The sequence below is a fragment of the Streptomyces acidiscabies genome, assembly GCF_020010905.1.
Taxonomy (GTDB): Bacteria; Actinomycetota; Actinomycetes; order Streptomycetales; family Streptomycetaceae; genus Streptomyces; species Streptomyces acidiscabies.
Map to the genome: position 1 here is coordinate 1,840,288 of NZ_JAGJBY010000002.1, position 25,265 is coordinate 1,865,552.

Here is a 25,265-nt window from a genome sequence, read left to right on the forward strand (position 1 = left end):
ACGGGAGGTGCCCACCCTTGGTGCGTCCGGCGCCCGAACGAGCCCCCCGCCCGCCCACCGCCCCCTCACCCCGGAGCCCGCCATGCCCGCACCCCGCCCGTCCGCAGCAGCCCTGGCGGCCACCGCCCTCCTGCTCACCGCCTGCTCCGCCTCGGTCGAAGTCGGGAACAAGTCGAAGATGTCCTCGGGAAAACTCGCCGACGTGGTCGCGAAGCGCCTCGCCGAGACGACGGGCCAACCGAAGCCGCACATCACCTGCCCCGAGGACCTCAAGGCAAAGGTCGGCACCACCACCCGCTGCACGCTCACCGCCTCCGACGGCAGCACCCTGGGCGTATCGGTGAAGGTCACCTCGGTGGACGGCGACCGGATCAACTTCGACATCAAGGCCGACGACAAAGCGACCCCGGCGCCGAACTGAGTCCGACACCGGGGCCGCCCTCCAGCCTCAGTAAGCCCCCTCCGGCAACCACCCCACCTGCGCCAACGGCTTCCCCCGCCGCCGCGACACGAACACGCCCCGCCCCGCCGGCATCGGCCGAGGCCGCACCCCCGCGAGCAGGTCACCCTCCGTGGGATCGCCCGCCAGCACCATCCCCTGCGCCCCGAGTTCCTTCATCCGCTGCATGAACGGCTCATAGGCGGCGCGCCCGGCGCCTGCCGTGGACCGCGCGATGATGAACCGCACCCCCACGTCCCGGGCGAACGGCAGCAGCTCCGTCAACCCGGCGAGCGGATTGCCGCTGGACGTCGACACGAGGTCGTAGTCGTCGATGACGACGTACACCGTCGGCCCCCGCCACCAACTGCGGTCCCGCAGCTGCTGAGCCGTCACGTCCGCGGTCGGCGTCCGCCGGGTCATCAGGTCGGCGAGCGCGGCCATGTGATGGTCCATGTTGTTGGACATCGGGATGTACTCGGCGAGGTGCGAGGCGGGCGTGACGTCCAGCAGGGAGCGCCGGTTGTCGACGACGAACAGCTTGCACTCGTCCCCGGCGTACCGCTGGGTGATCTGCTTGATGAGCAGCCGCAGCAGATTGGACTTCCCGGACTCGCTCTCCCCGAAGACGAGGAAGAAGGGGTCCTGCTCGAAGTCGACGAACACCGGCTCCAGATTGTCCTCGTCGAGCGCGAAGGCGACCCCGCGCTGCGGGAACCGGTCCCCGCCGGGCAGCTCCTTCGCGGGGAACTCACGCGGCAGCAGCCGTACTTCGGGCGCCGGCGAGGCCGCCCAGTGCCGGGTGACCTCCGTGGCCAGCGCCTGCGTCGCGTCGGACAGCTCCGTACCGGAGGTGAGCCCGTCGATACGCGGCACCGCCCCCATGAAGTGCAGCTTGCCCGGCGTCTGCCCCCGCCCCGGCACCCCGGTGGGCACGTTCACGGCGACCTTCCGGTCCAGCTCGGAGTCCATCGTGTCGCCGAGCCGCAGCTCCAGCCGGTTCATGAGGTGGTCCTTCAGCGACGACCGCACCTCCATGGACCGCGACGCCGTGAGGATCACATGGATGCCGTACCCGAGGCCACGCGCCGCCATGTCCAGCACGACGGGATCGAGCGCCTCGTACTCCGTACGGAAGCTCCCCCACCCGTCGATGACGAGGAACACGTCCCCCCACGGCTGGTCGGCGACGGAGATGTCCCCGCGCGCACGCCGCGTACGGAAGTCCGCGATGGACGGGATCCCGGCGGAGCGGAAGTACTCCTCGCGCCGCGTCAGCACGCCGTACACCTCGGCGACCGTACGCCGCACCCGCTCGGGATCGAGCCGGGAGGCGACCCCGCCGACGTGCGGCAGGCCTTCCACGGCCGACATGCCGCCCCCGCCGAAGTCGAGGCCGTAGAACTGCACCTCGTGCGGCGTGTGGGTGAGCGCGAACGAGGAGATGATCGCGCGCAGCAGCGTCGACTTCCCGGACTGCGGCCCGCCGACGATCTGCATGTGCCCGGCCGCCCCGGAGAAGTCCAGCCACAGCGGATCCCGCCGCTGCTCGAAGGGTTTGTCGACGATCCCGACGGGTACGACGAGCCGCCCGGCCCCCTCGTACCCCGGCTGGGTCAGCCCCCGGCCCTGCACGGCCGTGAGCCCCGGCAGCAGCGAGTCCAGCGACGGCGGACTGTCCAGCGGCGGCAGCCACACTTGGTGCGCGGCCGGCCCCTGCGCTTCGAGCCGCCGCACGATCACGTCGAGCACGGTGTCGGCGAGCGCGTCGTCCACCTCGGGCTCGGCCGCCGCCCGCCGCTGCGCCACCTGCACATAGCTGACCGGCACCTCGGCGGCGGTGAACAGCACGGGCCGCCGGTCCACGAGCAGCGGCCCGCCGCCGGCGTCCGCCCGCTGCGGCCCGGACCGGTACACCCCGGAGACGTACGCCGCCTTGAAGCGCAGCATTTCGTCCGTACCGAACTTCAGGAACCCGGAGCCGGGCACGTTCGGCAGCTCGTACGCGTCGGGCACCCCGAGCGCGGCCCGCGACTCGGCGGCGGAGAACGTCCGCAGCCCGATCCGGTACGACAGATACGTGTCCAGCCCGCGCAGCCGCCCTTCCTCCAGGCGCTGCGAGGCCAGCAGCAGATGCACGCCGAGCGAGCGGCCGATGCGCCCGATCTGCACGAACATCTCGATGAAGTCCGGCTTCGCGGAGAGCAGTTCGCTGAACTCGTCGATCACCAGCACGAGCGTCGGGATCGGCTGGAGCGCGGCGCCGGCCGCCCGCGCCTTCTCGTAGTCGTGGATGTTGGCGTAGTTGCCCGCGTCGCGCAGCATCTCCTGCCGGCGGTTCAGCTCACCGCTGATGGAGTCCCGCATCCGGTCGACGAGCGTGAGGTCGTCCGCGAGGTTGGTGATGACGGCCGCGACGTGCGGCATCTGCGCCATCCCGGCGAACGTCGCACCGCCCTTGAAGTCGGCGAGGACGAAGTTCAGGGTCTCCGAGGAGTGCGTGACGGCGAGCCCGAGGACGAGTGTCCGCAGCAGCTCCGACTTCCCGGACCCGGTGGCGCCGACGCAAAGACCGTGCGGGCCCATGCCCTCCTGCGCGGCCTCCTTGAGGTCCAGCATGACCGGCCGCCCGTCCTCACCGACCCCGATCGGCACCCGCAGCCGCTCGGCGAGCGAGCGCGCACGCCAGGTCCGCTTGGTGTCGACGGACGCCGCGTCACCCAGGTTCAGCAGGTCGGTGAACTCCAGGTTCGCGAGCAGCGGCTCGTCGTCGTCCCCGCCGGACGCCATCCGCAGCGGCGCGAGCTGCCGGGCGAGCGCCTCGGCCGACTCGTACGACAGCGCGTCGGGCGTCCCCTCGTACACCAGCCCGCCGGGCCCGGACTCCAGCCGCAGCGAGCCTGGCCGTACGACGATGTCGAGCTCACCGCCGGTCCCGGTCAGCTCCCCGGCGACGACCTCGACGACCGTCACGCCCTGGAGCCCCTCGGGGCCCGCGAGCACGGAGTTCGGCGGCAGGGAGACGCCGTCGAGGACGACGACCAGGTGCGGGAGGTCGGGCAGCGGAGCCGCGTTCGGGTGGAAGCGCGGGCGGCCCGTCAGGCGGGTGGCGAGCAGGTCCTCCAGCTCGGTCACGTCCGTGCCGATGAGCCGGCGGCTGCCCGCGCCGTCGACCGCGCCGGGCGCCTGCGTGTGGGGGAGCCACTTGGCCCACTCCCAGTGCGCCAGCTCCTCGCGGCCCGTCGCGACGACGAGGACCAGGTCCTCGGGGGAGTGCAGCGCGGCCAGCGAACCGGCCATCGCGCGCGCGGAGGACCGTACGCACCGCGGGTCGCCGCTGACGGTGACGTGGTAGAAGGCGCGCAGGGACACCGCCATCGGCAGGTCCTCCAGCGTGCTGTGCACGGCCAGGAACCGCTGGAGGGCGCCCGCGGTCAGCGGCTCCAGCTGCTCGACGGGCGCGGTCTCCGGCGCGACCAGCGCCGTCGACAGCCCCTGCGCGCCGAGCCCGACCCGCACCTGCGCGAAGTCCTCGTCACCGGAGCGCCGCTCCCACACCCGGCTGCCCTCGGCGACCAGCGCCCACAGCTGCTCGGGGGAGGGGTTCAGGAAGTACTGGGCGTCGCGCTGCGCCTTCGCCGTGCCCTGCGCCGCGCGCCGGGTCTGCGACAGGTAGCTCAGGTAGTCGCGGCGCATGTCCGCGAGCTGCCCCTGGGAGCCGCGTCTGAAGCGCACCACCATCGCGACCGACATGGCGATCGTCGACGCGATCATGACCATGCCCATGATCCGCATGAACGGCTGCCCGCTCGTGAAGAAGAAGACCACCGAGCCGCCCATGCCGAGCGTCGGCAGCAACTGCATCAGCACGCTCTCCTGAGCCCCGCGCGGCAGCTCCGGCGGCGGCTGAAGGACGACCTCCTGCGTGGGCACCTCGGACGGCAGCACCCGGGGCGGGCGCCGTACGACGATGTGGCTCACTGCTCCCCCAAGATTCACTGGCCGGCCTGCCTCGGGCCGCCGCGTGATCCTACTGACCTCGCCCGTGACGGGAGGGCGGTAGGGTGCCGGATGTTCGCGTGAGCACACACGCGCGGCGCCGGATGAACCGGGTGTTCCCGGCAATCCGGGCGGCATTCGGCGCGGTGGACCGCGCGGTCGCACATGTGCGACCGCATTCGGCGCCACCGCGCGAAACAGGGCGCGGAACTTTCACACCACAGGCGCGCAACCATCACCGAGGGGGACCAGCAGGTGAGCATCACGGCACCCGGCGCGACAGGAGCCGGCACGGGAACGGGACTCGGCTACTGCCGCGTCACGATCGTCGCCCCCGACAGCCGCATCGACGTGGCCCTCCCCGACGACGTCCCCGTCGCCGACCTCTACCCCGAGGTCCTCAGACTCTCCCAGCAGAGCCCCGCCGAGGGCGCCCCCGTCGGCTACCACCTCGTACGCCGCGACGGCACCGTCCTCGACAGCTCCCGCTCCTTCGCCGCCCAGCGCCTCCTCGACGGCGAACTCCTCACCCTGCGCCCCTTCTCCGACTCGCTGCCCCCGGCCGTGTTCGACGACGTCTCCGAGGCCGTCGCCTCCGCCGTCACCAGCGAACGCACCCTGTGGGACGGCGACCTCACCCGCGCCGCCGGACTCACCGGCGCCGGCGTCCTGTCCGCGCTGCTCGCCTTCGTCGCCTGGACCGGCGACCCCCGCCACGACATGCACGGCCTGCCCGGCATCCTCGCCGGTGTCGCGGGGCTCCTCCTGCTCGTCCTCGGCTGCGTCCGCGCCCGCGTCTACGACGACCGCGCCTCCGCGATCGCGCTGGGCCTCGGCGCCCTGCCCAACGTCGGCGTCGCGGGCTCCGGCCTCCTCCCGCTCACCGGCGGCGAGGGCATCGGGAAACTCCAGTTCCTGCTGGCCTGCGCGGCCGTCCTGCTCGCCGCCGTCGTCCTCACCCTCTGCTCGCCCAGCGGCGACGGCCCCTTCGTCGCCTTCGTCCTCGCCTCCGCCATCGGCCTCCTCGCCGTGTTCGCGGCCCTCCTCGCCAAGGACTGGACGCCCGCCGAGATCGGCGCCCTGTGCGCCCCGGTCGCCGTCGTGGGCCTCGCCTTCCTGCCCGGCCTCTCGATGCGCTTCGCCCGCCTGCCGATCGGCTTCGACGCCCCGAGCAGCGCCGCCCGCAGCCGCTACGACACCGAGGCACCGACGCCGGAACCGGTCGACGCCGAACGCGTCGCCGCCCGCGCCCGGCGCGGCCACGAACTCCTCGTCGGCCTCGTCGGCGGCTGCGCGGTCGTCGCCGTCGGCGCCGCCGCCGTCCTCGGCTTCTCCTCCGACATCTGGGCCCAGCTCCTCGCCCTCGCGACCGGCGTCGCCCTCCTGACGCGCGCCCACCTCTTCCGCTACACCGCCCAGGTCGCCCCGGTCGTCGCCGCCGGCCTCGCCTCCCTCGTCCTGCTCGGCCTCGGCCTCGCCCTCAACCCGCCGGAGTCCGTCCAGCGCGCCGCGGCGAACGGCGACCTCTCCGGCTTCGAGCTGCGCACGATCTGGCTCGTCGCGGCGGTCGGCGTGGCCGTCGCCCTCGTCACCGCGATCGGCCTGCTCGTCTCGCGCGGCGGCCTCACCCCGTTCTGGGGCCGCTTCCTGGAGATCGCCGAGGGCTTCGTCCTGCTGACCCTGGTGCCGCTGGCACTCGCGGTGTTCGACGTGTACGGGACGGTCCGCTCGCTGACGAGCTGAGCCCTTGCGCACAAAGAGGGCATAAAAAAAAGGGGGCCGGTACGTAAGTCGTACCGGCCCCTCTTCTTGCAAACAGTGGGGACGTCAGCCCTCCTGCGCCGCCAGCCCGCCGTTCCGCTCGGTCGGCTCCAGGTCGAACTCCCCGTCCCGGGCCCCCAGCACGAACGCCGTCCACTCGGCCTCCGTGTACCGCAGCACCGTGTCGTGGTCCAGGGACGACCGCATCGCGACGGCCCCGTCCGGCAGGTACGCGATCTCCACGCGCTCCTCGTGCTCCTCGGTCCCCGGCGCGCTGTGCCACTCGACGCCGGAGATGTCGAGGGCGTACAACTCGTCCCGCTCCCGGTCCTTGCGGGCCTTGCGTTCCTCTTCGGTCTCGGCCATGGCGGCTCGCGTCCTTTCCTCAGCAGTGCCAACGGGCGTCACGGACACCCTACTTGCGGTCAATCCCCCAGATGGAAGGTTCCCGCAGGTCAGGGGTGCGGCGGAAATCCGGCCGAGGGGAGGTCCGTACCCTGGTAGCCTTACCTTTGGCCGTTGTGCGTGGACACCCTCACGAGTGTCCCCGGCGGACCACCCGCCCAGGCGAGTAACCGAAGCTCCCCCGAGATTCAGACCAGGGGCACTCGCGGGCTCACAGTATTGAGGAGTACAGCGTGCCGCTCGACGCCGCAGTGAAGAAGCAGATCATCTCCGAGTTCGGTGCCAAGGAGGGCGACACTGGCTCCCCCGAGGTCCAGGTCGCGATGCTCTCCCGTCGGATCTCCGACCTGACGGAGCACCTCAAGACCCACAAGCACGACCACCACTCCCGCCGGGGTCTGCTGATCCTGGTCGGTCAGCGCCGCCGCCTTCTCCAGTACCTGGCGAAGAAGGACATCGCGCGCTTCCGTACCCTGGTCGACCGCCTCGGCATCCGCCGTGGCGCGGCCGGTGGCGCGAAGTAGCACAGCGTGCAGGGAGCGGTTCCCGTGAAGATCGGGAGCCGCTCCTTTTGCTGTACGTAGAGACGGAAACGTGCGGAGTGTCACCACCCCTTTGTAGTGTGGTAGCACAACGCAGCACACAGTAGGGGAAGCGCACCCAGTCGCCGCCGGTCCTCGGTAGTGGCCCCCGGGCAATCGGCCCGGAGGCTTCGATCGAAGACCGGCCCGCACCGCACGGCGCGCTTCTCCGCACCGTCCCCCTGTCACACGGGCAGGACGGGACAAAAGACGCATACAGACGAGTAATGGAGAAAACGCTAGTGGAGAACGAGACCCACTACGCCGAGGCCGTCATCGACAATGGCACCTTCGGCACCCGCACCATCCGCTTCGAGACCGGCCGCCTCGCCAAGCAGGCCGCCGGTTCCGCGGTGGCCTACCTGGACGACGACACCATGGTGCTGTCGGCCACCACCGCCTCCAAGAACCCCAAGGACCAGCTCGACTTCTTCCCCCTCACGGTGGACGTCGAGGAGCGGATGTACGCCGCCGGCAAGATCCCCGGCAGCTTCTTCCGCCGCGAGGGCCGCCCCTCCGAGGACGCGATCCTCACCTGCCGCCTGATCGACCGCCCGCTGCGCCCGTCCTTCAAGAAGGGCCTGCGCAACGAGATCCAGGTCGTCGCGACGATCATGGCCCTCAACCCCGACCACCTGTACGACGTCGTGGCGATCAACGCCGCCTCCGCGTCCACCCAGCTGGCCGGCCTGCCCTTCTCCGGCCCGATCGGCGGCGTCCGCGTCGCGCTGATCCGCGGCCAGTGGGTGGCGTTCCCGACGCACACCGAGCTCGAGGACGCCGTCTTCGACATGGTCGTCGCGGGCCGCACCCTGGAGGACGGCGACGTCGCGATCATGATGGTCGAGGCCGAGGCCACCGAGAAGACCATCCAGCTGGTCGCGGGCGGCGCCGAGGCGCCGACCGAGGAGGTCGTCGCCGCCGGTCTGGACGCCGCGAAGCCCTTCATCAAGGTCCTCTGCAAGGCCCAGGCCGACCTCGCCGCCAAGGCCGCCAAGCCCACCGGCGAGTTCCCGGTCTTCCTCGACTACCAGGACGACGTCTTCGAGGCGCTCACCGCCGCCGTCAAGGACGAGCTGTCCCAGGCGCTCACCATCCCGGGCAAGCAGGACCGCGAGGCCGAGCTGGACCGCGTCAAGGGTCTCGCCGCCGAGAAGCTGCTCCCGCAGTTCGAGGGCCGCGAGAAGGAGATCAGCGCGGCCTACCGCTCGCTGACCAAGGCCCTGGTCCGTGAGCGCGTCATCAAGGACAAGGTCCGCATCGACGGCCGCGGCATCACGGACATCCGTACGCTCGCCGCCGAGGTCGAGGCCATCCCGCGCGTGCACGGCTCGGCGCTGTTCGAGCGTGGCGAGACCCAGATCCTGGGCGTCACCACCCTCAACATGCTCCGCATGGAGCAGCAGCTCGACACCCTCTCCCCGGTGACGCGCAAGCGCTACATGCACAACTACAACTTCCCGCCGTACTCCGTCGGCGAGACCGGCCGCGTCGGCTCCCCGAAGCGCCGCGAGATCGGCCACGGCGCCCTCGCCGAGCGCGCCATCGTGCCGGTCCTGCCGACGCGCGAGGAGTTCCCCTACGCGATCCGTCAGGTGTCCGAGGCCCTCGGCTCCAACGGCTCGACGTCCATGGGCTCGGTCTGCGCCTCCACCATGTCGCTGCTGAACGCCGGTGTGCCGCTGAAGGCCCCCGTCGCCGGTATCGCCATGGGCCTGATCTCCCAGGAGATCAAGGGCGAGACGCACTACGTCGCCCTCACCGACATCCTCGGTGCGGAGGACGCCTTCGGCGACATGGACTTCAAGGTCGCCGGCACCAAGGAGTTCGTGACGGCCCTCCAGCTCGACACGAAGCTCGACGGCATCCCCGCCTCCGTCCTGGCCGCCGCCCTCAAGCAGGCCCGTGACGCCCGCCTCCACATCCTCGACGTGATGATGGAAGCGATCGACACGCCGGACGAGATGTCCCCCAACGCCCCGCGGATCATCACCGTCAAGATCCCCGTGGACAAGATCGGCGAGGTCATCGGCCCGAAGGGCAAGATGATCAACCAGATCCAGGAGGACACCGGCGCCGAGATCACGATCGAGGACGACGGCACCATCTACATCGGTGCCCAGGTCGGCTCGCAGGCCGAGGCCGCCCGCACCACGATCAACGCGATCGCCAACCCGACCATGCCGGAGGTCGGCGAGCGCTACCTGGGTACGGTCGTCAAGACCACCACCTTCGGTGCGTTCGTCTCCCTGCTCCCCGGCAAGGACGGCCTGCTGCACATCTCGCAGATCCGCAAGCTGGCCGGCGGCAAGCGCGTGGAGAACGTCGAGGACGTCCTCGCGGTCGGCGCCAAGGTCCAGGTCGAGATCGCCGAGATCGACTCCCGAGGCAAGCTCTCCCTGATCCCCGTGGTCGAGGGCGAAGACGGTTCTGACGACACGAAGGACGACACCGACAAGTGACGTCGAGCAGTTCAGCGACGACGGCCCGCGCCTCCTCGAAGGCGCGGGCCGTCGCCCGTACCCAAACCCTGATCACCGGGCAGAACGGCATCGGCACGGTCCGCAAGACCACCCTCCCGGGCGGCCTGCGCATCGTCACCGAGACCCTTCCCTCCGTCCGCTCCGCGACCTTCGGCATCTGGGCGCACGTCGGCTCCCGCGACGAGACCCCGGCCCTGAACGGCGCCACGCACTACCTGGAGCACCTCCTCTTCAAGGGCACCGCCCGGCGCAGCGCGCTCGACATCTCCGCCGCGCTGGACGCGGTCGGCGGCGAGATGAACGCGTTCACCGCCAAGGAGTACACGTGCTACTACGCACGCGTCCTCGACACCGACCTCCCCCTGGCCATCGACGTCGTCTGCGACATGCTGACCGGCTCCCTGATCCGCGAGGAGGACGTCGACGTCGAACGCGGCGCCATCCTCGAAGAGATCGCGATGACCGAGGACGACCCCGGCGACTGCGTCCACGACCTCTTCGCGCACACGATGTTCGGCGACACCCCCCTCGGCCGCCCCGTCCTCGGCACGGTCGACACGGTCAACGCCCTCACCGCCGACCGCGTCCGCCGCTTCTACAAGAAGCACTACGACCCCACCCACCTGGTCGTCGCCGCCGCCGGCAACATTGACCACGACCAGGTCGTACGGCAGGTCAGCGCCGCCTTCGAGCAGGCGGGCGCCCTCAAGAACGCGGACGCCGTCCCGATCGACCCGCGCGACGGGAAGCGCACGATCCGCACCGCCGGGCGCGTCGAGCTGGTCGGCCGCAAGACCGAGCAGGCGCACGTCGTCCTCGGCATGCCGGGCCTGGCCCGCACCGACGACCGCCGCTGGGCGCTCGGCGTCCTCAACACGGCCCTCGGCGGCGGCATGTCCTCGCGCCTCTTCCAGGAGGTCCGCGAGAAGCGCGGCCTGGCGTACAGCGTCTACTCGTACACCTCCGGGTTCGCCGACTGCGGCCTGTTCGGCGTGTACGCGGGCTGCCGGCCCTCGCAGGTCCACGACGTCCTGAAGATCTGCCGCGACGAGCTGGACCAGGTTGCCCGCGACGGCCTCACGGACGACGAGATCGTCCGCGCCATCGGCCAGCTCCGCGGCTCCACCGTCCTCGGCCTGGAGGACACCGGCGCGCTGATGAACCGCATCGGCAAGAGCGAGCTGTGCTGGGGCGACCAGATGTCCGTCGACGACATGCTGAACCGCATCGCGTCGGTCACCCCGGACGACGTCCGCGCGGTGGCCCGCGAGATCCTGGGACAGCGCCCGTCGCTGTCGGTCATCGGCCCGCTCAAGGACAAACAGGCGGCCCGCCTGCACGACGCCGTCGCCTAACCCCTCCCCGCTCGAAGGAAGCACGAACATGAGCAAGCTGCGCGTGGCGGTCATCGGCTCCGGTGGCCGCATCGGCTCCGAAGCCGTCAAGGCCGTCGAGGCCGCCGAGGACATGGAGCTGGTGGCCACCCTCGGCCGCGGCGACCGCCTGGAGACGCTGGCCGAGACCGGCGCCCAGGTAGCCGTCGAACTCACCACCCCCGCCTCGGTGATGGGCAACCTCGACTTCTGCGTACGGCACGGCATCCACGCCGTCGTCGGTACGACGGGCTGGACCGACGACCGCCTCGCACAGCTCGGGACCTGGCTCGCCCAGTCCCCGCAGACGGGTGTCCTGATCGCCCCGAACTTCTCCATCGGCGCAGTCCTCACCATGAAGTTCGCCCAGCTCGCGGCGCCGTACTTCGAGTCGGTCGAGGTCGTCGAGCTGCATCACCCCAACAAGGTCGACGCCCCCTCCGGCACCGCCACCCGCACGGCCCAGCTCATCGCCGAGGCCCGCGCCAAGGCGGGTACGGCCCCGGCGCCCGACGCGACGGTGACGGCCCTGGACGGCGCGCGCGGCGCCGACGTCGACGGCGTACCCGTCCACTCGGTCCGGCTGCGCGGCCTGCTCGCGCACCAGGAGGTCCTCCTCGGCGGCGAGGGGGAGACCCTGACGATCCGCCACGACTCCCTCCACCACAGCAGCTTCATGCCGGGCATCCTCCTGGGCGCCCGCCGCGTGGTGTCGACCCCCGGCCTCACCTTCGGCCTGGAGCACTTCCTGGACCTCGGCTGACATGCGCGCCAAACTCTCGTACGCCGTCACGGCCGCCGTCCTGCTCTTCTACTTCGCGCTGGCCGGCAGCCGTGGCGTCATGCTCATCCAGACCGGCACCCTCCTGACGGTCACGTTCGGCGTAGCCGTCCTGATCCTCCCGGTCATCGGCGTCTGGTTCCTGTGGAAGAACACCCAGTTCGTCCGCAAGGCCAACGCGCTGGCCGCGAAGCTGGAGGCGGAGGGCGGCCTCCCGGTCGACGAACTCAAGCGCACCCCGTCCGGCCGAATCGACCGCGACTCCGCCGACGAGGTCTTCGAGAAGCGCAAGGCGGAGACGGAGGCGGCGCCGGACGACTGGCGGAGCTGGTTCCGCCTGGCGGTGGCGTACCACGACGCGCGGGACACCCCGAGGGCGCGTAAGGCGATGCAGAGGGCGATAGCGCTGCACGACGGGGCGTGAGGTCAGCGGTTCTCCGCGGCCCACGCCTCCACCGTGTCGGCGGCCCGCTCGAACGCCTCCGTGCGGGCCAGGAAGTCCGCGTTGTGGCTGGTCAGCAGCACAGCCACACCCTCGGCCCCCTGCCGCGACAACACCAGCGCCTGCCCCTGGACGGTCCGCGGCACCCCCAGCCACCGCACCGGCTGCTGCACCGTCCGCACCCCGCTGACGTCACTCCACGCGATGGTCCGCGTGACGAGGAACCCGACGTGCCGAAGCCCCCGCGCGCTCACCCACACCCCCATCCGCAGCAACCTCAGCGCACAGGCGATGACGGCGGCGGCGGTGACGAACACCGCGAGGGCCTCGGACACGGACCCGGTGAGCGCGATCAGCACCGCCGCGAACAGCACGAACGACGCGACGAGCAGCCACACCGCCGCCACCCCGACCCGCCAGGGCCCGGGACGGTAGGGCCGCCGCCACCGCTCCCGGTCGACGAAGGGCAGCGCCTCCTCGACGGTGTCGAAGGTGCGCTCGGCCGTCAGGAAGGGCAGGGGCACGACTGGTCCTCACTCGCTGTGCACAGGGGGCTGTGCCGGTGAGGCTATCCGCAGCGCTCTTCGCCGACCACCATCAGGGCCGCGCGCGTCCTTCCGCACGCACGCGGGCACAGATGTACGGATCAGCCCAGCGAAGTGTCCGTATTGCGGCATTTAGCGAAGTTCATCTAGCCTGATCAAACGGACCCGGCACTGCTTGAACCCCCGAGCAGGCAGTGCCGGGCTCCTCCTTTGTCATGACTTTTCCCCGGACCGAGGGCAGACCACGCGATGTACACCGAGTAGCGTGTAACCCATGGCTCCGACCTCCACTCCGCAGACCCCCTTCGGGAGGGTCCTCACCGCCATGGTCACGCCGTTCACGGCTGACGGCGAGATCGACCTCGACGGCGCTCAGCGACTCGCCGCCCACCTGGTGGACGCCGGCAACGACGGCCTGGTCGTCAACGGCACCACCGGCGAGTCCCCGACGACGTCGGACGCGGAGAAAGCGGACCTGGTACGAGTCGTCCTGGAGGCCGTAGGAGACCGGGCCCACGTCATCGCGGGCGTCGGCACCAACGACACCCGCCACAGCACGGAACTGGCCCAGACCGCCGAGAAGACCGGCGCCCACGCCCTCCTCGTGGTCACCCCGTACTACAACAAGCCCCCGCAGGAGGGCCTGTACCGCCACTTCACCACCGTGGCGGATGCGACCGGCCTGCCGGTCATGCTCTACGACATCCCCGGCCGCAGCGGCGTCCCCATCAGCACGGACACCCTCGTCCGCCTCGCCGAGCACCCCCGGATCGTCGCCAACAAGGACGCCAAGGGCGACCTCTCCGCCGCGAGCTGGGCCATCGCGCGCTCCGGTCTCGCCTGGTACTCCGGCGACGACATGCTCAACCTGCCCCTACTCTCGGTAGGAGCGGTCGGCTTCGTCTCCGTCGTCGGCCACCTCGTCACCCCCGAACTCCGCGCGCTGGTCGACGCGTACACCTCGGGCGACGTACAGAAGGCGGCCGAGATCCACCACCGCCTCCTGCCCGTCTTCACCGGTGTCTTCCGCACCCAGGGCGTCATGACCACCAAGGCCGCGCTCGCCCTCCAGGGCCTGCCCGCCGGGCCGCTGCGCCCGCCGATGGTCGAGTGCTCCGCGGAAGAGATCGCCCAGCTCAAGCTCGATCTCGCCGCGGGCGGGGTACAGCTCTGACAACGGACTTCACAACTGAATCCCACAACCGAACAGGAAACGGAACGGGCCACGAGAGCCCGCCGTCATCACCGACAACTGCGTAAGCACGAAACGTCACACGCGCCACGTGCCCCTGGCACGTGGCGTGTCGTGGTGAGGAGAGTCTTTTGAGTCATCCGCATCCCGAACTGGGCTCACCCCCGCCGCTCGCGAAGGGCGGCCTGCGCGTCACCCCGCTCGGCGGCCTCGGCGAGATCGGCCGGAACATGACCGTCTTCGAGTACGGCGGCCGACTGCTGATCGTCGACTGCGGAGTGCTCTTCCCCGAGGAGGAGCAGCCCGGGATCGACCTGATCCTGCCGGATTTCTCGTCCATCAGGGACCGCCTCGACGACATCGAGGGCATCGTCCTGACGCATGGCCACGAGGACCACATCGGCGGCGTCCCCTTCCTCCTGCGGGAGAAGCCGGACATCCCCCTGATCGGCTCCAAGCTGACCCTCGCGCTCATCGAGGCCAAGCTCCAGGAGCACCGGATCCGCCCGTACACCCTTGAGGTGGTCGAGGGGAACCGCGAGCGCATCGGCCCCTTCGACTGCGAGTTCATCGCCGTCAACCACTCCATCCCGGACGCGCTGGCCGTGGCCATCCGCACGCCGGCGGGCATGGTCGTCCACACCGGCGACTTCAAGATGGACCAGCTCCCGCTGGACGGCCGCCTCACCGACCTGCACGCGTTCGCCCGGCTCAGCGAGGAGGGCATCGACCTGCTCCTCGCCGACTCGACGAACGCCGAGGTCCCGGGGTTCGTCCCGCCGGAGAAGGACATCTCCAACGTCCTGCGGCAGGTCTTCGCGAACGCGAGCAAGCGGATCATCGTGGCGAGCTTCGCCAGCCACGTCCACCGCATCCAGCAGATCCTGGACGCGGCCCACGAGTACGGCCGCCGGGTCGCCTTCGTCGGCCGCTCGATGGTCCGCAACATGGGCATCGCCCGCGACCTCGGCTACCTCAAGGTCCCGCCGGGCCTGGTCGTCGACGTCAAGACCCTCGACGACCTGCCGGACCACCAGGTGGTCCTGGTCTGCACGGGGTCCCAGGGCGAACCCATGGCCGCCCTCTCCCGGATGGCCAACCGCGATCACCAGATCCGCATCGTCGACGGCGACACGGTCATCCTGGCCTCGTCCCTCATCCCCGGCAACGAGAACGCGGTCTACCGCGTGATCAACGGCCTGACCCGCTGGGGCGCCAACGTCGTCCACAAGGGCAACGCCAAGGTCCACGTCTCGGGCCACGCCTCGGCCGGCGAGCTGCTGTACTTCTACAACATCTGCCGCCCGAAGAACCTGATGCCGGTCCACGGCGAATGGCGCCACCTGCGCGCCAACGCGGAACTGGGCGCCATGACCGGCGTCCCCCACGACCGCATCGTCATCGCCGAGGACGGCGTGGCCGTCGACCTCATCGAGGGCAAGGCCAAGATCTCCGGCAAGGTCCAGGCGGGATACGTGTACGTCGACGGCCTCTCCGTCGGCGGAGTGGGCGAACCGGCGCTGAAGGACCGCAAGATCCTCGGCGACGAGGGCATCATCTCGGTCTTCGTGGTCGTCGACTCCTCCACCGGCAAGATCACCGCGGGCCCGCACATCCAGGCCCGTGGCTCCGGTATCGACGACTCGGCGTTCGACGGGGTGCTCCCGAAGGTCAACGAGGTCCTGGAGCGGTCGGCCCAGGACGGTGTCGTCGAACCCCACCAGCTCCAGCAGCTCATCCGCCGCACGCTGGGCAAGTGGGTCTCCGACAACTACCGGCGCAGGCCGATGATCCTGCCGGTCGTGGTCGAGGTCTGAGGACCGGACTGGGAGGGGGGAGCCTCGATTTGCATCGAGGCTCCCCCCTCCAGTAGGTTTACGGCTCCGCCCAACCGGGAACCCGGGTGCTCCAAGCGCCCGACGACGGTCCCCGAAGCGGGTGGGAAATCCGGCTCAGAACTTCTGATAAAGTCGGAACCGCCGGAAAGGAAACCGCGAAACAAAAGCGGAAACCTGGAAAGCACCGAGGAAATCGGATCGGAAAAAGATCTGATAGAGTCGGAAACGCAAGACCGAAGGGAAAAGCCCGGAGGAAAGCCCGAGAGGGTGAGTACGAAGGAAGCGTCCGTTCCTTGAGAACTCAACAGCGTGCCAAAAATCAACGCCAGATTAGTTGATACCCCGTCCCCGGCCGATGGCCGAGGATGAGGTTCCTTTGAAACAAACACAGCGAGGACGCTGTGAACGGTCGGATCATTCCTCCGATCGTTCCGCTCTTCTGTGTTGTGCACCGGATTACCGGTAAACATTCACGGAGAGTTTGATCCTGGCTCAGGACGAACGCTGGCGGCGTGCTTAACACATGCAAGTCGAACGATGAAGCCCTTCGGGGTGGATTAGTGGCGAACGGGTGAGTAACACGTGGGCAATCTGCCCTTCACTCTGGGACAAGCCCTGGAAACGGGGTCTAATACCGGATATCACTCCTGCCTGCATGGGCGGGGGTCGAAAGCTCCGGCGGTGAAGGATGAGCCCGCGGCCTATCAGCTTGTTGGTGAGGTAATGGCTCACCAAGGCGACGACGGGTAGCCGGCCTGAGAGGGCGACCGGCCACACTGGGACTGAGACACGGCCCAGACTCCTACGGGAGGCAGCAGTGGGGAATATTGCACAATGGGCGGAAGCCTGATGCAGCGACGCCGCGTGAGGGATGACGGCCTTCGGGTTGTAAACCTCTTTCAGCAGGGAAGAAGCGAAAGTGACGGTACCTGCAGAAGAAGCGCCGGCTAACTACGTGCCAGCAGCCGCGGTAATACGTAGGGCGCAAGCGTTGTCCGGAATTATTGGGCGTAAAGAGCTCGTAGGCGGCTTGTCGCGTCGGATGTGAAAGCCCGGGGCTTAACCCCGGGTCTGCATTCGATACGGGCAGGCTAGAGTTCGGTAGGGGAGATCGGAATTCCTGGTGTAGCGGTGAAATGCGCAGATATCAGGAGGAACACCGGTGGCGAAGGCGGATCTCTGGGCCGATACTGACGCTGAGGAGCGAAAGCGTGGGGAGCGAACAGGATTAGATACCCTGGTAGTCCACGCCGTAAACGGTGGGAACTAGGTGTTGGCGACATTCCACGTCGTCGGTGCCGCAGCTAACGCATTAAGTTCCCCGCCTGGGGAGTACGGCCGCAAGGCTAAAACTCAAAGGAATTGACGGGGGCCCGCACAAGCAGCGGAGCATGTGGCTTAATTCGACGCAACGCGAAGAACCTTACCAAGGCTTGACATACACCGGAAACGGCCAGAGATGGTCGCCCCCTTGTGGTCGGTGTACAGGTGGTGCATGGCTGTCGTCAGCTCGTGTCGTGAGATGTTGGGTTAAGTCCCGCAACGAGCGCAACCCTTGTCCTGTGTTGCCAGCGTGCCCTTCGGGGTGACGGGGACTCACAGGAGACCGCCGGGGTCAACTCGGAGGAAGGTGGGGACGACGTCAAGTCATCATGCCCCTTATGTCTTGGGCTGCACACGTGCTACAATGGCAGGTACAAAGAGCTGCGAAACCGTGAGGTGGAGCGAATCTCAAAAAGCCTGTCTCAGTTCGGATTGGGGTCTGCAACTCGACCCCATGAAGTCGGAGTTGCTAGTAATCGCAGATCAGCATTGCTGCGGTGAATACGTTCCCGGGCCTTGTACACACCGCCCGTCACGTCACGAAAGTCGGTAACACCCGAAGCCGGTGGCCCAACCCCTTGTGGGAGGGAGCTGTCGAAGGTGGGACTGGCGATTGGGACGAAGTCGTAACAAGGTAGCCGTACCGGAAGGTGCGGCTGGATCACCTCCTTTCTAAGGAGCACAGTACCGATTGCAGGCAGATGTTCTGCACGGTCAGCTCATGGGTGGAACGTTGATTATTCGGCCAGGTTCTGGGTCGGAGGCATTGCAGGTACTGTCCGCAAGGGCGTGGAAAGCATGATCTCCGGACGAGGGTCTGGTCGGGCACGCTGTTGGGTGTCTGAGGGAATGAACCCCCTCATGATGCCGACCCCAGTGAACTTCGGCCAAGGCCGGGGGTGATGGGTGGTTGGTCGTTGTTTGAGAACTGCACAGTGGACGCGAGCATCTGTGGCCAAGTTTTTAAGGGCGCACGGTGGATGCCTTGGCACCAGGAACCGATGAAGGACGTGGGAGGCCACGATAGTCCCCGGGGAGCCGTCAACCAGGCTTTGATCCGGGGGTTTCCGAATGGGGAAACCCGGCAGTCGTCATGGGCTGTCACCCATACCTGAACACATAGGGTATGTGGAGGGAACGAGGGGAAGTGAAACATCTCAGTACCCTCAGGAAGAGAAAACAACCGTGATTCCGGGAGTAGTGGCGAGCGAAACCGGATGAGGCCAAACCTACGACGTGTGAGACCCGGCAGGGGTTGCGTCGTGGGGGTTGTGGGATCTCTCTTTCACAGTCTGCCGGCTGTGAGGCGAGTCAGAAACCGTTGATGTAGGCGAAGGACATGCGAAAGGTCCGGCGTAGAGGGTAAGACCCCCGTAGTCGAAACGTCAACGGCTCGTTTGAGAGACACCCAAGTAGCACGGGGCCCGAGAAATCCCGTGTGAATCTGGCGGGACCACCCGCTAAGCCTAAATATTCCCTGGTGACCGATAGCGGATAGTACCGTGAGGGAATGGTGAAAAGTACCGCGGGAGCGGAGTGAAATAGTACCTGAAACCGTGTGCCTACAAGCCGTGGGAGCGTCGCGCATCGAGTTTACTCGGTGCGTCGTGACTGCGTGCCTTTTGAAGAATGAGCCTGCGAGTTTGCGGTGTGTTGCGAGGTTAACCCGGGTGGGGTAGCCGTAGCGAAAGCGAGTCCGAACAGGGCGATTCAGTAGCACGCTCAAGACCCGAAGCGGAGTGATCTAGCCATGGGCAGGTTGAAGCGGAGGTAAGACTTCGTGGAGGACCGAACCCACCAGGGTTGAAAACCTGGGGGATGACCTGTGGTTAGGGGTGAAAGGCCAATCAAACTCCGTGATAGCTGGTTCTCCCCGAAATGCATTTAGGTGCAGCGTCGTGTGTTTCTTGCCGGAGGTAGAGCACTGGATAGGCGATGGGCCCTACCGGGTTACTGACCTTAGCCAAACTCCGAATGCCGGTAAGTGAGAGCGCGGCAGTGAGACTGTGGGGGATAAGCTCCATGGTCGAGAGGGAAACAGCCCAGAGCATCGACTAAGGCCCCTAAGCGTACGCTAAGTGGGAAAGGATGTGGAGTCGCAGAGACAACCAGGAGGTTGGCTTAGAAGCAGCCACCCTTGAAAGAGTGCGTAATAGCTCACTGGTCTAGTGATTCCGCGCCGACAATGTAGCGGGGCTCAAGCGTACCGCCGAAGTCGTGTCATTGCAGCATATAGGGCCAACGCCTGCTGTGATGGGTAGGGGAGCGTCGTGTGCCGGGTGAAGCTGCGCCGGAAGGCAGTGGTGGACGGTTCACGAGTGAGAATGCAGGCATGAGTAGCGATTCACACGTGGGAAACGTGTGCGCCGATTGACTAAGGGTTCCTGGGTCAAGCTGATCTGCCCAGGGTAAGTCGGGACCTAAGGCGAGGCCGACAGGCGTAGTCGATGGATAACCGGTTGATATTCCGGTACCCGCTGTGAAGCGTCAAACATTGAATCCAGTGATGCTAAGGCCGTGAAGCCGTTCCGGACCCTTCGGGGAAAGGAAAGTGGTGGAGCCGCTGAACCGATCTGGTAGTAGGTGAGTGATGGGGTGACGCAGGAAGGTAGTCCAGCCCGGGCGATGGTAGTCCCGGGGTAAGGGTGTAGGCCGAGTGGTAGGCAAATCCGCCGCTCATCAAGGCTGAGACCTGATGCCGAGCCGATTGTGGTGAAGTGGATGATCCTATGCTGTCGAGAAAAGCCTCTAGCGAGTTTCATGGCGGCCCGTACCCTAAACCGACTCAGGTGGTCAGGTAGAGAATACCGAGGCGTTCGGGTGAACTATGGTTAAGGAACTCGGCAAAATGCCCCCGTAACTTCGGGAGAAGGGGGGCCATCACTGGTGAGAGGACTTGCTCCTTGAGCTGGGGGTGGCCGCAGAGACCAGCGAGAAGCGACTGTTTACTAAAAACACAGGTCCGTGCGAAGCCGTAAGGCGATGTATACGGACTGACGCCTGCCCGGTGCTGGAACGTTAAGGGGACCGGTTAGTCACATTTCGGTGTGGCGAAGCTGAGAACTTAAGCGCCAGTAAACGGCGGTGGTAACTATAACCATCCTAAGGTAGCGAAATTCCTTGTCGGGTAAGTTCCGACCTGCACGAATGGCGTAACGACTTCTCGACTGTCTCAACCATAGGCCCGGTGAAATTGCACTACGAGTAAAGATGCTCGTTTCGCGCAGCAGGACGGAAAGACCCCGGGACCTTTACTACAGTTTGATATTGGTGTTCGGTTCGGCTTGTGTAGGATAGCTGGGAGACTTTGAAGCGGCCACGCCAGTGGTTGTGGAGTCGTCGTTGAAATACCAGTCTGGTCGTGCTGGATGTCTAACCTGGGTCCGTGATCCGGATCAGGGACAGTGTCTGATGGGTAGTTTAACTGGGGCGGTTGCCTCCTAAAGAGTAACGGAGGCGCCCAAAGGTTCCCTCAGCCTGGTTGGTAATCAGGTGTTGAGTGTAAGTGCACAAGGGAGCTTGACTGTGAGACCGACGGGTCGAGCAGGGACGAAAGTCGGGACTAGTGATCCGGCGGTGGCTTGTGGAAGCGCCGTCGCTCAACGGATAAAAGGTACCCCGGGGATAACAGGCTGATCTTCCCCAAGAGTCCATATCGACGGGATGGTTTGGCACCTCGATGTCGGCTCGTCGCATCCTGGGGCTGGAGTCGGTCCCAAGGGTTGGGCTGTTCGCCCATTAAAGCGGTACGCGAGCTGGGTTTAGAACGTCGTGAGACAGTTCGGTCCCTATCCGCTGCGCGCGCAGGAACATTGAGAAGGGCTGTCCCTAGTACGAGAGGACCGGGACGGACGAACCTCTGGTGTGCCAGTTGTTCTGCCAAGGGCATGGCTGGTTGGCTACGTTCGGGAGGGATAACCGCTGAAAGCATCTAAGCGGGAAGCCTGCTTCGAGATGAGTGTTCCCACCTCCTTGAGAGGGTAAGGCTCCCAGTAGACGACTGGGTTGATAGGCCAGATCTGGAAGCACCGTAAGGTGTGGAGGTGACTGGTACTAATAGGCCGAGGGCTTGTCCTCAGTTGCTCGCGTCCACTGTGTTGGTTCTGAAACCACGAACAACCCCGTATGGCCATATACGGTGCGGTTGATGTGTTTCATAGTGTTTCGGTGGTTATAGCGTGAGGGAAACGCCCGGTTACATTCCGAACCCGGAAGCTAAGCCTTACAGCGCCGATGGTACTGCAGGGGGGACCCTGTGGGAGAGTAGGACGCCGCCGAACTCCTTTTAGAGGTGGGCCCTGAACTTCGGTTCAGGGCCCACCTCTTTTTTGTTGTCCGTCACTTCCAGTTCACGTTCCCCGCCGACCATCCCACCATGGGTACTGGAGCAATGCTCAGGGCTGCGGGTGTGGGACTCGGCGACGAGGTCGTCGTGCCGGCCTTCGGGAACACCGAGGTCGCCGAAGAGGTGGCCCGGGTGGGTGCGATGCCGGTGTTCGCGGACGTGGACCCAGTGAGCTACTGCCTCGACGCGCTGGCCGTCGAGTCGGTCGTAACTCCCCGGACGGCGGCCGTGGTTGTCGTACACCGCTTCGGACGGCCCGCGGACATGGGGCGGTTGAGGGATGTCGGTGCGCGGCGGGGGTTGCTGGTGCTGGAGGAGGGGGACGGTGAAGGGGCGTTGGACGAGGTTGCCCAGCGGCGGGAGCGGGCGGCTTATCTGGACGCGCGGTTGCGGGGGGTGTGGACGCCCGACGGTGGGGACGGGCACACGTATCAGCAGTACGTCGTGCGGGTGCCGGGGAACGGGCGGCCGGATCGGGACGCCTTTGCACGCGCCTTGCGCGGCAAGGGAGTTGCGTGCCGGGTGCCGGTGAAGACGCCTGTGCATCGGTTGCCGGAGTTCCGGCGGTGCGTGTCGTTGCCGGAGACCGAGCGGGCGGCCGACGAGACGCTGGCGTTGCCGGTCGACGCGGCGCTGACGAAGCGGGACATGCAGCGCATAGTGTCCGCGTGCAATGCGCTCGGCGGGTTGTTGCAGCCGGCGTACTGAACGGGTTTGGGAATAGCCGCTCGTTCGGGGTACGATCTTCTTGTTGCCGGGAGGGAAATAGCCTAAAAGGTAACAAGGCCCCTATAGCTCAGTCGGTAGAGCGTCTCCATGGTAAGGAGAAGGTCAACGGTTCGATTCCGTTTGGGGGCTCAGAGATAAACCCCCTGCCTCATGAGGCAGGGGGCTTTTTCATGCCCTCGTCCGGTCCCTCACGCCACCCGCATCGCGAGAATGGCCATGTCGTCCGACGGGGCGTCGGAGGCGAACCGCTCCACCGCGCGCATGATGCGGGCGGCGACCGCGCCCGCCGTAAGACCGGTGCACGTGGTGAGGACGTCGGCGAGGCCGTCGTCGCCCAGCATGCGGGTGCCCTCGCGGCGTTCCGTGACGCCGTCGGTGACGCACAGGAGGACATCGCCCGGGTCGAGGGTGACCGTCTGCTCGTACAGGTCGAGGTCCTCGATGACGCCCAGGAGGGGCTGGGGTTCCGCTGCGGGCTCGACCGTGCCGTCCTGGCGCAGGCGCAGCGGGAGGGGGTGGCCGGCGCAGACGACCTTCAGCTCGGCGCTGCCGTCCTGCTGGGGCCGCAGCTCGCCGTACAGGAGCGTCAGGAAGCGGCTGCGGGAACCCTCGTCGAGGATCGCGGAGTTGAGGCGCTCCAGGACCGCCGGGCCGCTCAGGCCCTCCCGGGCGAGCAGGCGCAGGGCGTGGCGGGCGAGGCCCGTGACGGCGGCGGCGTTGGGGCCGGTGCCGCAGACGTCGCCGATGGCGAAGCCGTACGCGCCGTCGCTGATCGGGAAGACGTCGTAGAAGTCGCCGCCGACCTCGTTGCCCTCGCCGGCCGCGCGGTAGATGACGTCGACCTCGACGCCGTCGATCTCGGGCAGGCCCGGGGGCAGGAGGCTGCGCTGGAGGGCCTGGCTGATGGCCGTGCGCTCGGAGTAGAGGCGGGCGTTGTCCAGGGCGAGGGCGGCCCGGCGGGAGAGGTCCTCGGCGAGTTCCAGGATCTCCTGGCGGAAGTGTTCGTCGGTCGGTTTGCCGAGGGTCAGCATGCCGATGACGCGGTTGCGGGCGACCAGGGGCAGGACGACGGTCTCGCCGCCGACCGCGGAGGCCGTGGCGAGGGTGGGGCCGATGCCCGAGGCCACCGGGTGCGCCGGGCCGCCCGCGAGGCTGCGCATCGAGCTGCGCAGGGCCGCCTGGTGCGCGGCCTGGCCCGGCGCTGTCCACACGCGTGCGCCGGGGGTGGGGACCGGGTCGGGCGGGGCGGTCTTCGACAGCAGGGACTTGATGCCGTCGATGAGTTCCTCGTCCTCGTGCAGGACGTACGACAGATACGGGTCCGAGGCCTGGTCGGCGATCGTGTACACGGCGCACCAGGTCGCCAGGGTCGGCACCGTCATCTGTGCCATCAGGGCGAGCGTCTGGTCCCGGTCCAGGGTGCCGGCGAGGAGATCGGACGCCTCGACGAGGAAGCTGAGCGAGCCTCTGCGCAGCCGCTCCAGCTCGCCCAGGCGCGCGGACTCGACGGCGAGAGCGATCCGGTCGGCGGCGAACTGGAGGCGCAGCGCCTCCTCGTTGGAGTAGCGGCCCGGCGACTCGGAGGCCACCCCGAGGGAGCCGGTGAGGCGTCCCTCGACCTTCAGCGGCACCGTGACGACCGCGCGCATGCCGGTGCCGTTCAGCAGCGGTACGGCGCCGGGGACGGCCGTCAGGTCCTCGTGGACGGCCGGCATGCGCGCGGAGCCGTAGCGGCCGGGACCCGCCTCCACGGGCACGCGCGCGAAGCGCTGGCGGGTGGAGGGCAGGCCCGTCGAGGCGCGGACCTCCAGTTCCGTCTCGTCGTCCGTGGCGAGGAGCAGGAAGGCGGAGTCCGCGTCGAGCATGTCGCGGGCGCGCTCCACCGTGCGCTGGAGGAGGCCGTCGAGGTCGTCCGGCGCGGGGGAGCCGATGAACACCTCGAACGGGTCGGCGTTCGGGGAGTCGGGGGAGCCGGCGCTGTCGGAGGCGGGGACGCGGGTCGGGGACTGGAGGACCGCGCGTTCGTGGTCGCGTACCAGCAGGCAGACCGTGGAGGGTTCGCCGCCGGTGTCGCGTACGCGCAGGTGGGAGGCGTAGACGGGGGTGACGCGGCCGTCGGAGCCGCGGATGCCGTAGCTGCCCTCCCAGCGGGAGAGCTGGAGCGCCTCGGCGATGCCGGTGGCGGTGCCCGGGGTGTGCGGCCAGGCGGCGAGGTCGGTGAGGGGCTTGCCGATGACCTGGTCGGGCGGGTAGCCGAAGACGTCCTCGGCGTCCTCGTTCCAGGCGGAGATCGAGCCCGTACGGTCGATCTGGACGACAGCGACGCGCACCCGGCCGTCGGCGAGCGGCAGGAGGCTCACCGGCAGGGACGGGCCGGCCGTGCGGGTGCCGACCGCGCGCTCGGGCAGGACGAGCTGGAACCAGACGGTCTTGTGGGCGGGCGTGTACTCGACGCCCCAGCGCCCCGCGATGGCCGCGCACAGCTGGAGGCCGCGCCCGCCCTCGCGGTCGGGGTTGCTCATGGCGGACAGCGCGCCCTGGAGGGGGATCTCGCGCTCCGGGTAGCGGTCGGCGACCTCGATGCGTACGCCGTCGTCGCTGCGCAGGCACAGGACGTCGGCGTGGGTGCCCGCGTGGATGACGGCGTTGGTGACGAGTTCGCTGGTGAGGACGACGGCGTCGTCCACGATGTCGGCGAAGCCCCACCCCTGGAGGGTGTCGCGGACGAACGCGCGGGCGGTCGCGACCGACCGTCCCACAGGCTCGAAACTGGCAGCCGCGCGCGCGGTGATCACAGGACTCCTCGGCCGGTCGTCGGCGGACAGTGCTTCCCGGTCGTCCGGGTGGCGTGGGTGGGGCGGGCGTGCGCCGGTCGGCCGGGGGTCCGGGGGCTGTCCCCCGGGAATCAGTCCGGTGGTCATTACGTCGGCCGCCCCTCCGATGCCCGCTCGTGCTCGTGCCACCGCCCAGGCCGGGTCGGGCCGGCGCGGCTGGACAGCCGTGTGCAAGGTTACTGACCTTCCGAGGTG

Annotated in this window: 14 protein-coding genes, 1 tRNA gene and 3 rRNA genes; 14 read left to right on the top strand and 4 right to left on the bottom strand. The window is 68.0% G+C overall.

Features of this window, described 5'->3' with window-relative positions; genetic code table 11:
- Positions 1-82 precede the first annotated feature (82 nt).
- Entirely contained in the window at positions 83-421 is a 339-nt protein-coding gene (locus J8M50_RS35200; protein ID WP_010358603.1) for a DUF4333 domain-containing protein, read from the top strand.
- Between the two features lie 27 nt (positions 422-448).
- Here J8M50_RS35200 and J8M50_RS35205 read toward each other — a convergent pair whose 3' ends face one another.
- On the bottom strand, positions 449-4,420 hold the full coding sequence (locus J8M50_RS35205; RefSeq protein WP_010358602.1) for a type VII secretion protein EccC: 3,972 nt from the start codon (positions 4,418-4,420) through the stop codon (positions 449-451).
- Positions 4,421-4,693: 273 nt separating this feature from the next.
- On the opposite strand from J8M50_RS35205, the gene eccD reads away from it, so the two are divergent.
- Positions 4,694-6,181, top strand: coding sequence for a type VII secretion integral membrane protein EccD (gene eccD, locus J8M50_RS35210; protein ID WP_029184448.1), 1,488 nt, complete (start codon positions 4,694-4,696; stop codon positions 6,179-6,181).
- A gap of 84 nt (positions 6,182-6,265) precedes the next feature.
- Here eccD and J8M50_RS35215 read toward each other — a convergent pair whose 3' ends face one another.
- A complete protein-coding gene (locus J8M50_RS35215) occupies positions 6,266-6,565 on the bottom strand; it encodes a DUF397 domain-containing protein (RefSeq protein WP_010358600.1) in 300 nt (99 codons plus the stop codon).
- Positions 6,566-6,837: 272 nt separating this feature from the next.
- Between J8M50_RS35215 and rpsO the strand changes: the two genes are divergently transcribed.
- The 5 genes from rpsO to J8M50_RS35240 all read left to right on the top strand — a co-directional run bounded on the left by rpsO (position 6,838) and on the right by J8M50_RS35240 (position 12,246).
- A complete protein-coding gene (gene rpsO, locus J8M50_RS35220; protein WP_010358599.1) occupies positions 6,838-7,128 on the top strand; it encodes a 30S ribosomal protein S15 in 291 nt (96 codons plus the stop codon).
- 299 nt (positions 7,129-7,427) lie between these two features.
- On the top strand, positions 7,428-9,647 hold the full coding sequence (locus J8M50_RS35225) for a polyribonucleotide nucleotidyltransferase (protein ID WP_010358598.1): 2,220 nt from the start codon (positions 7,428-7,430) through the stop codon (positions 9,645-9,647).
- Positions 9,644-11,023, top strand: a complete 1,380-nt coding sequence (locus J8M50_RS35230; protein WP_010358596.1) for a M16 family metallopeptidase — start codon at positions 9,644-9,646, stop codon at positions 11,021-11,023. The genes J8M50_RS35225 and J8M50_RS35230 overlap by 4 nt, the downstream gene beginning before the upstream one ends.
- Before the next feature lie 28 nt (positions 11,024-11,051).
- Positions 11,052-11,804 (top strand): 4-hydroxy-tetrahydrodipicolinate reductase, encoded by a 753-nt coding sequence (gene dapB, locus J8M50_RS35235; RefSeq protein ID WP_010358595.1) that lies wholly within the window; start codon positions 11,052-11,054, stop codon positions 11,802-11,804.
- Position 11,805: 1 nt separating this feature from the next.
- The gene (locus J8M50_RS35240; protein WP_010358594.1) at positions 11,806-12,246 is read left to right on the top strand and encodes a tetratricopeptide repeat protein; all 441 of its coding nucleotides are present in this window, start codon (positions 11,806-11,808) and stop codon (positions 12,244-12,246) included.
- Positions 12,247-12,248: 2 nt separating this feature from the next.
- Here the strand turns inward: J8M50_RS35240 and J8M50_RS35245 are convergent, their stop codons facing one another.
- On the bottom strand, positions 12,249-12,788 hold the full coding sequence (locus J8M50_RS35245; RefSeq protein WP_010358593.1) for an SCO5741 family PH domain-containing membrane protein: 540 nt from the start codon (positions 12,786-12,788) through the stop codon (positions 12,249-12,251).
- 295 nt (positions 12,789-13,083) lie between these two features.
- Between J8M50_RS35245 and dapA the strand changes: the two genes are divergently transcribed.
- From dapA to J8M50_RS35280, 7 genes are all read left to right on the top strand, one after another.
- Positions 13,084-13,983, top strand: coding sequence for a 4-hydroxy-tetrahydrodipicolinate synthase (gene dapA / locus J8M50_RS35250; protein ID WP_010358592.1), 900 nt, complete (start codon positions 13,084-13,086; stop codon positions 13,981-13,983).
- Between the two features lie 149 nt (positions 13,984-14,132).
- A complete protein-coding gene (locus J8M50_RS35255) occupies positions 14,133-15,818 on the top strand; it encodes a ribonuclease J (protein ID WP_010358591.1) in 1,686 nt (561 codons plus the stop codon).
- Positions 15,819-16,308: 490 nt separating this feature from the next.
- Positions 16,309-17,834 (top strand): 16S ribosomal RNA (locus J8M50_RS35260).
- A gap of 281 nt (positions 17,835-18,115) precedes the next feature.
- Positions 18,116-21,239: ribosomal RNA gene (locus J8M50_RS35265) — 23S ribosomal RNA — on the top strand.
- An 86-nt stretch (positions 21,240-21,325) separates the two neighbouring features.
- A 5S ribosomal RNA gene (gene rrf, locus J8M50_RS35270) occupies positions 21,326-21,442 on the top strand.
- The 16S, 23S and 5S rRNA genes sit together here, the layout of an rRNA operon.
- 110 nt (positions 21,443-21,552) lie before the next feature.
- Positions 21,553-22,215: a DegT/DnrJ/EryC1/StrS family aminotransferase gene (locus J8M50_RS35275; protein WP_029184694.1), complete on the top strand. Its 663-nt coding sequence runs from the start codon at positions 21,553-21,555 to the stop codon at positions 22,213-22,215.
- 77 nt (positions 22,216-22,292) lie between these two features.
- A tRNA-Thr gene (locus J8M50_RS35280) sits at positions 22,293-22,365 on the top strand.
- A gap of 59 nt (positions 22,366-22,424) precedes the next feature.
- Here J8M50_RS35280 and J8M50_RS35285 read toward each other — a convergent pair.
- On the bottom strand, positions 22,425-25,157 hold the full coding sequence (locus J8M50_RS35285; protein ID WP_075825633.1) for a SpoIIE family protein phosphatase: 2,733 nt from the start codon (positions 25,155-25,157) through the stop codon (positions 22,425-22,427).
- Between the last annotated feature and the right edge of the window lie 108 nt (positions 25,158-25,265).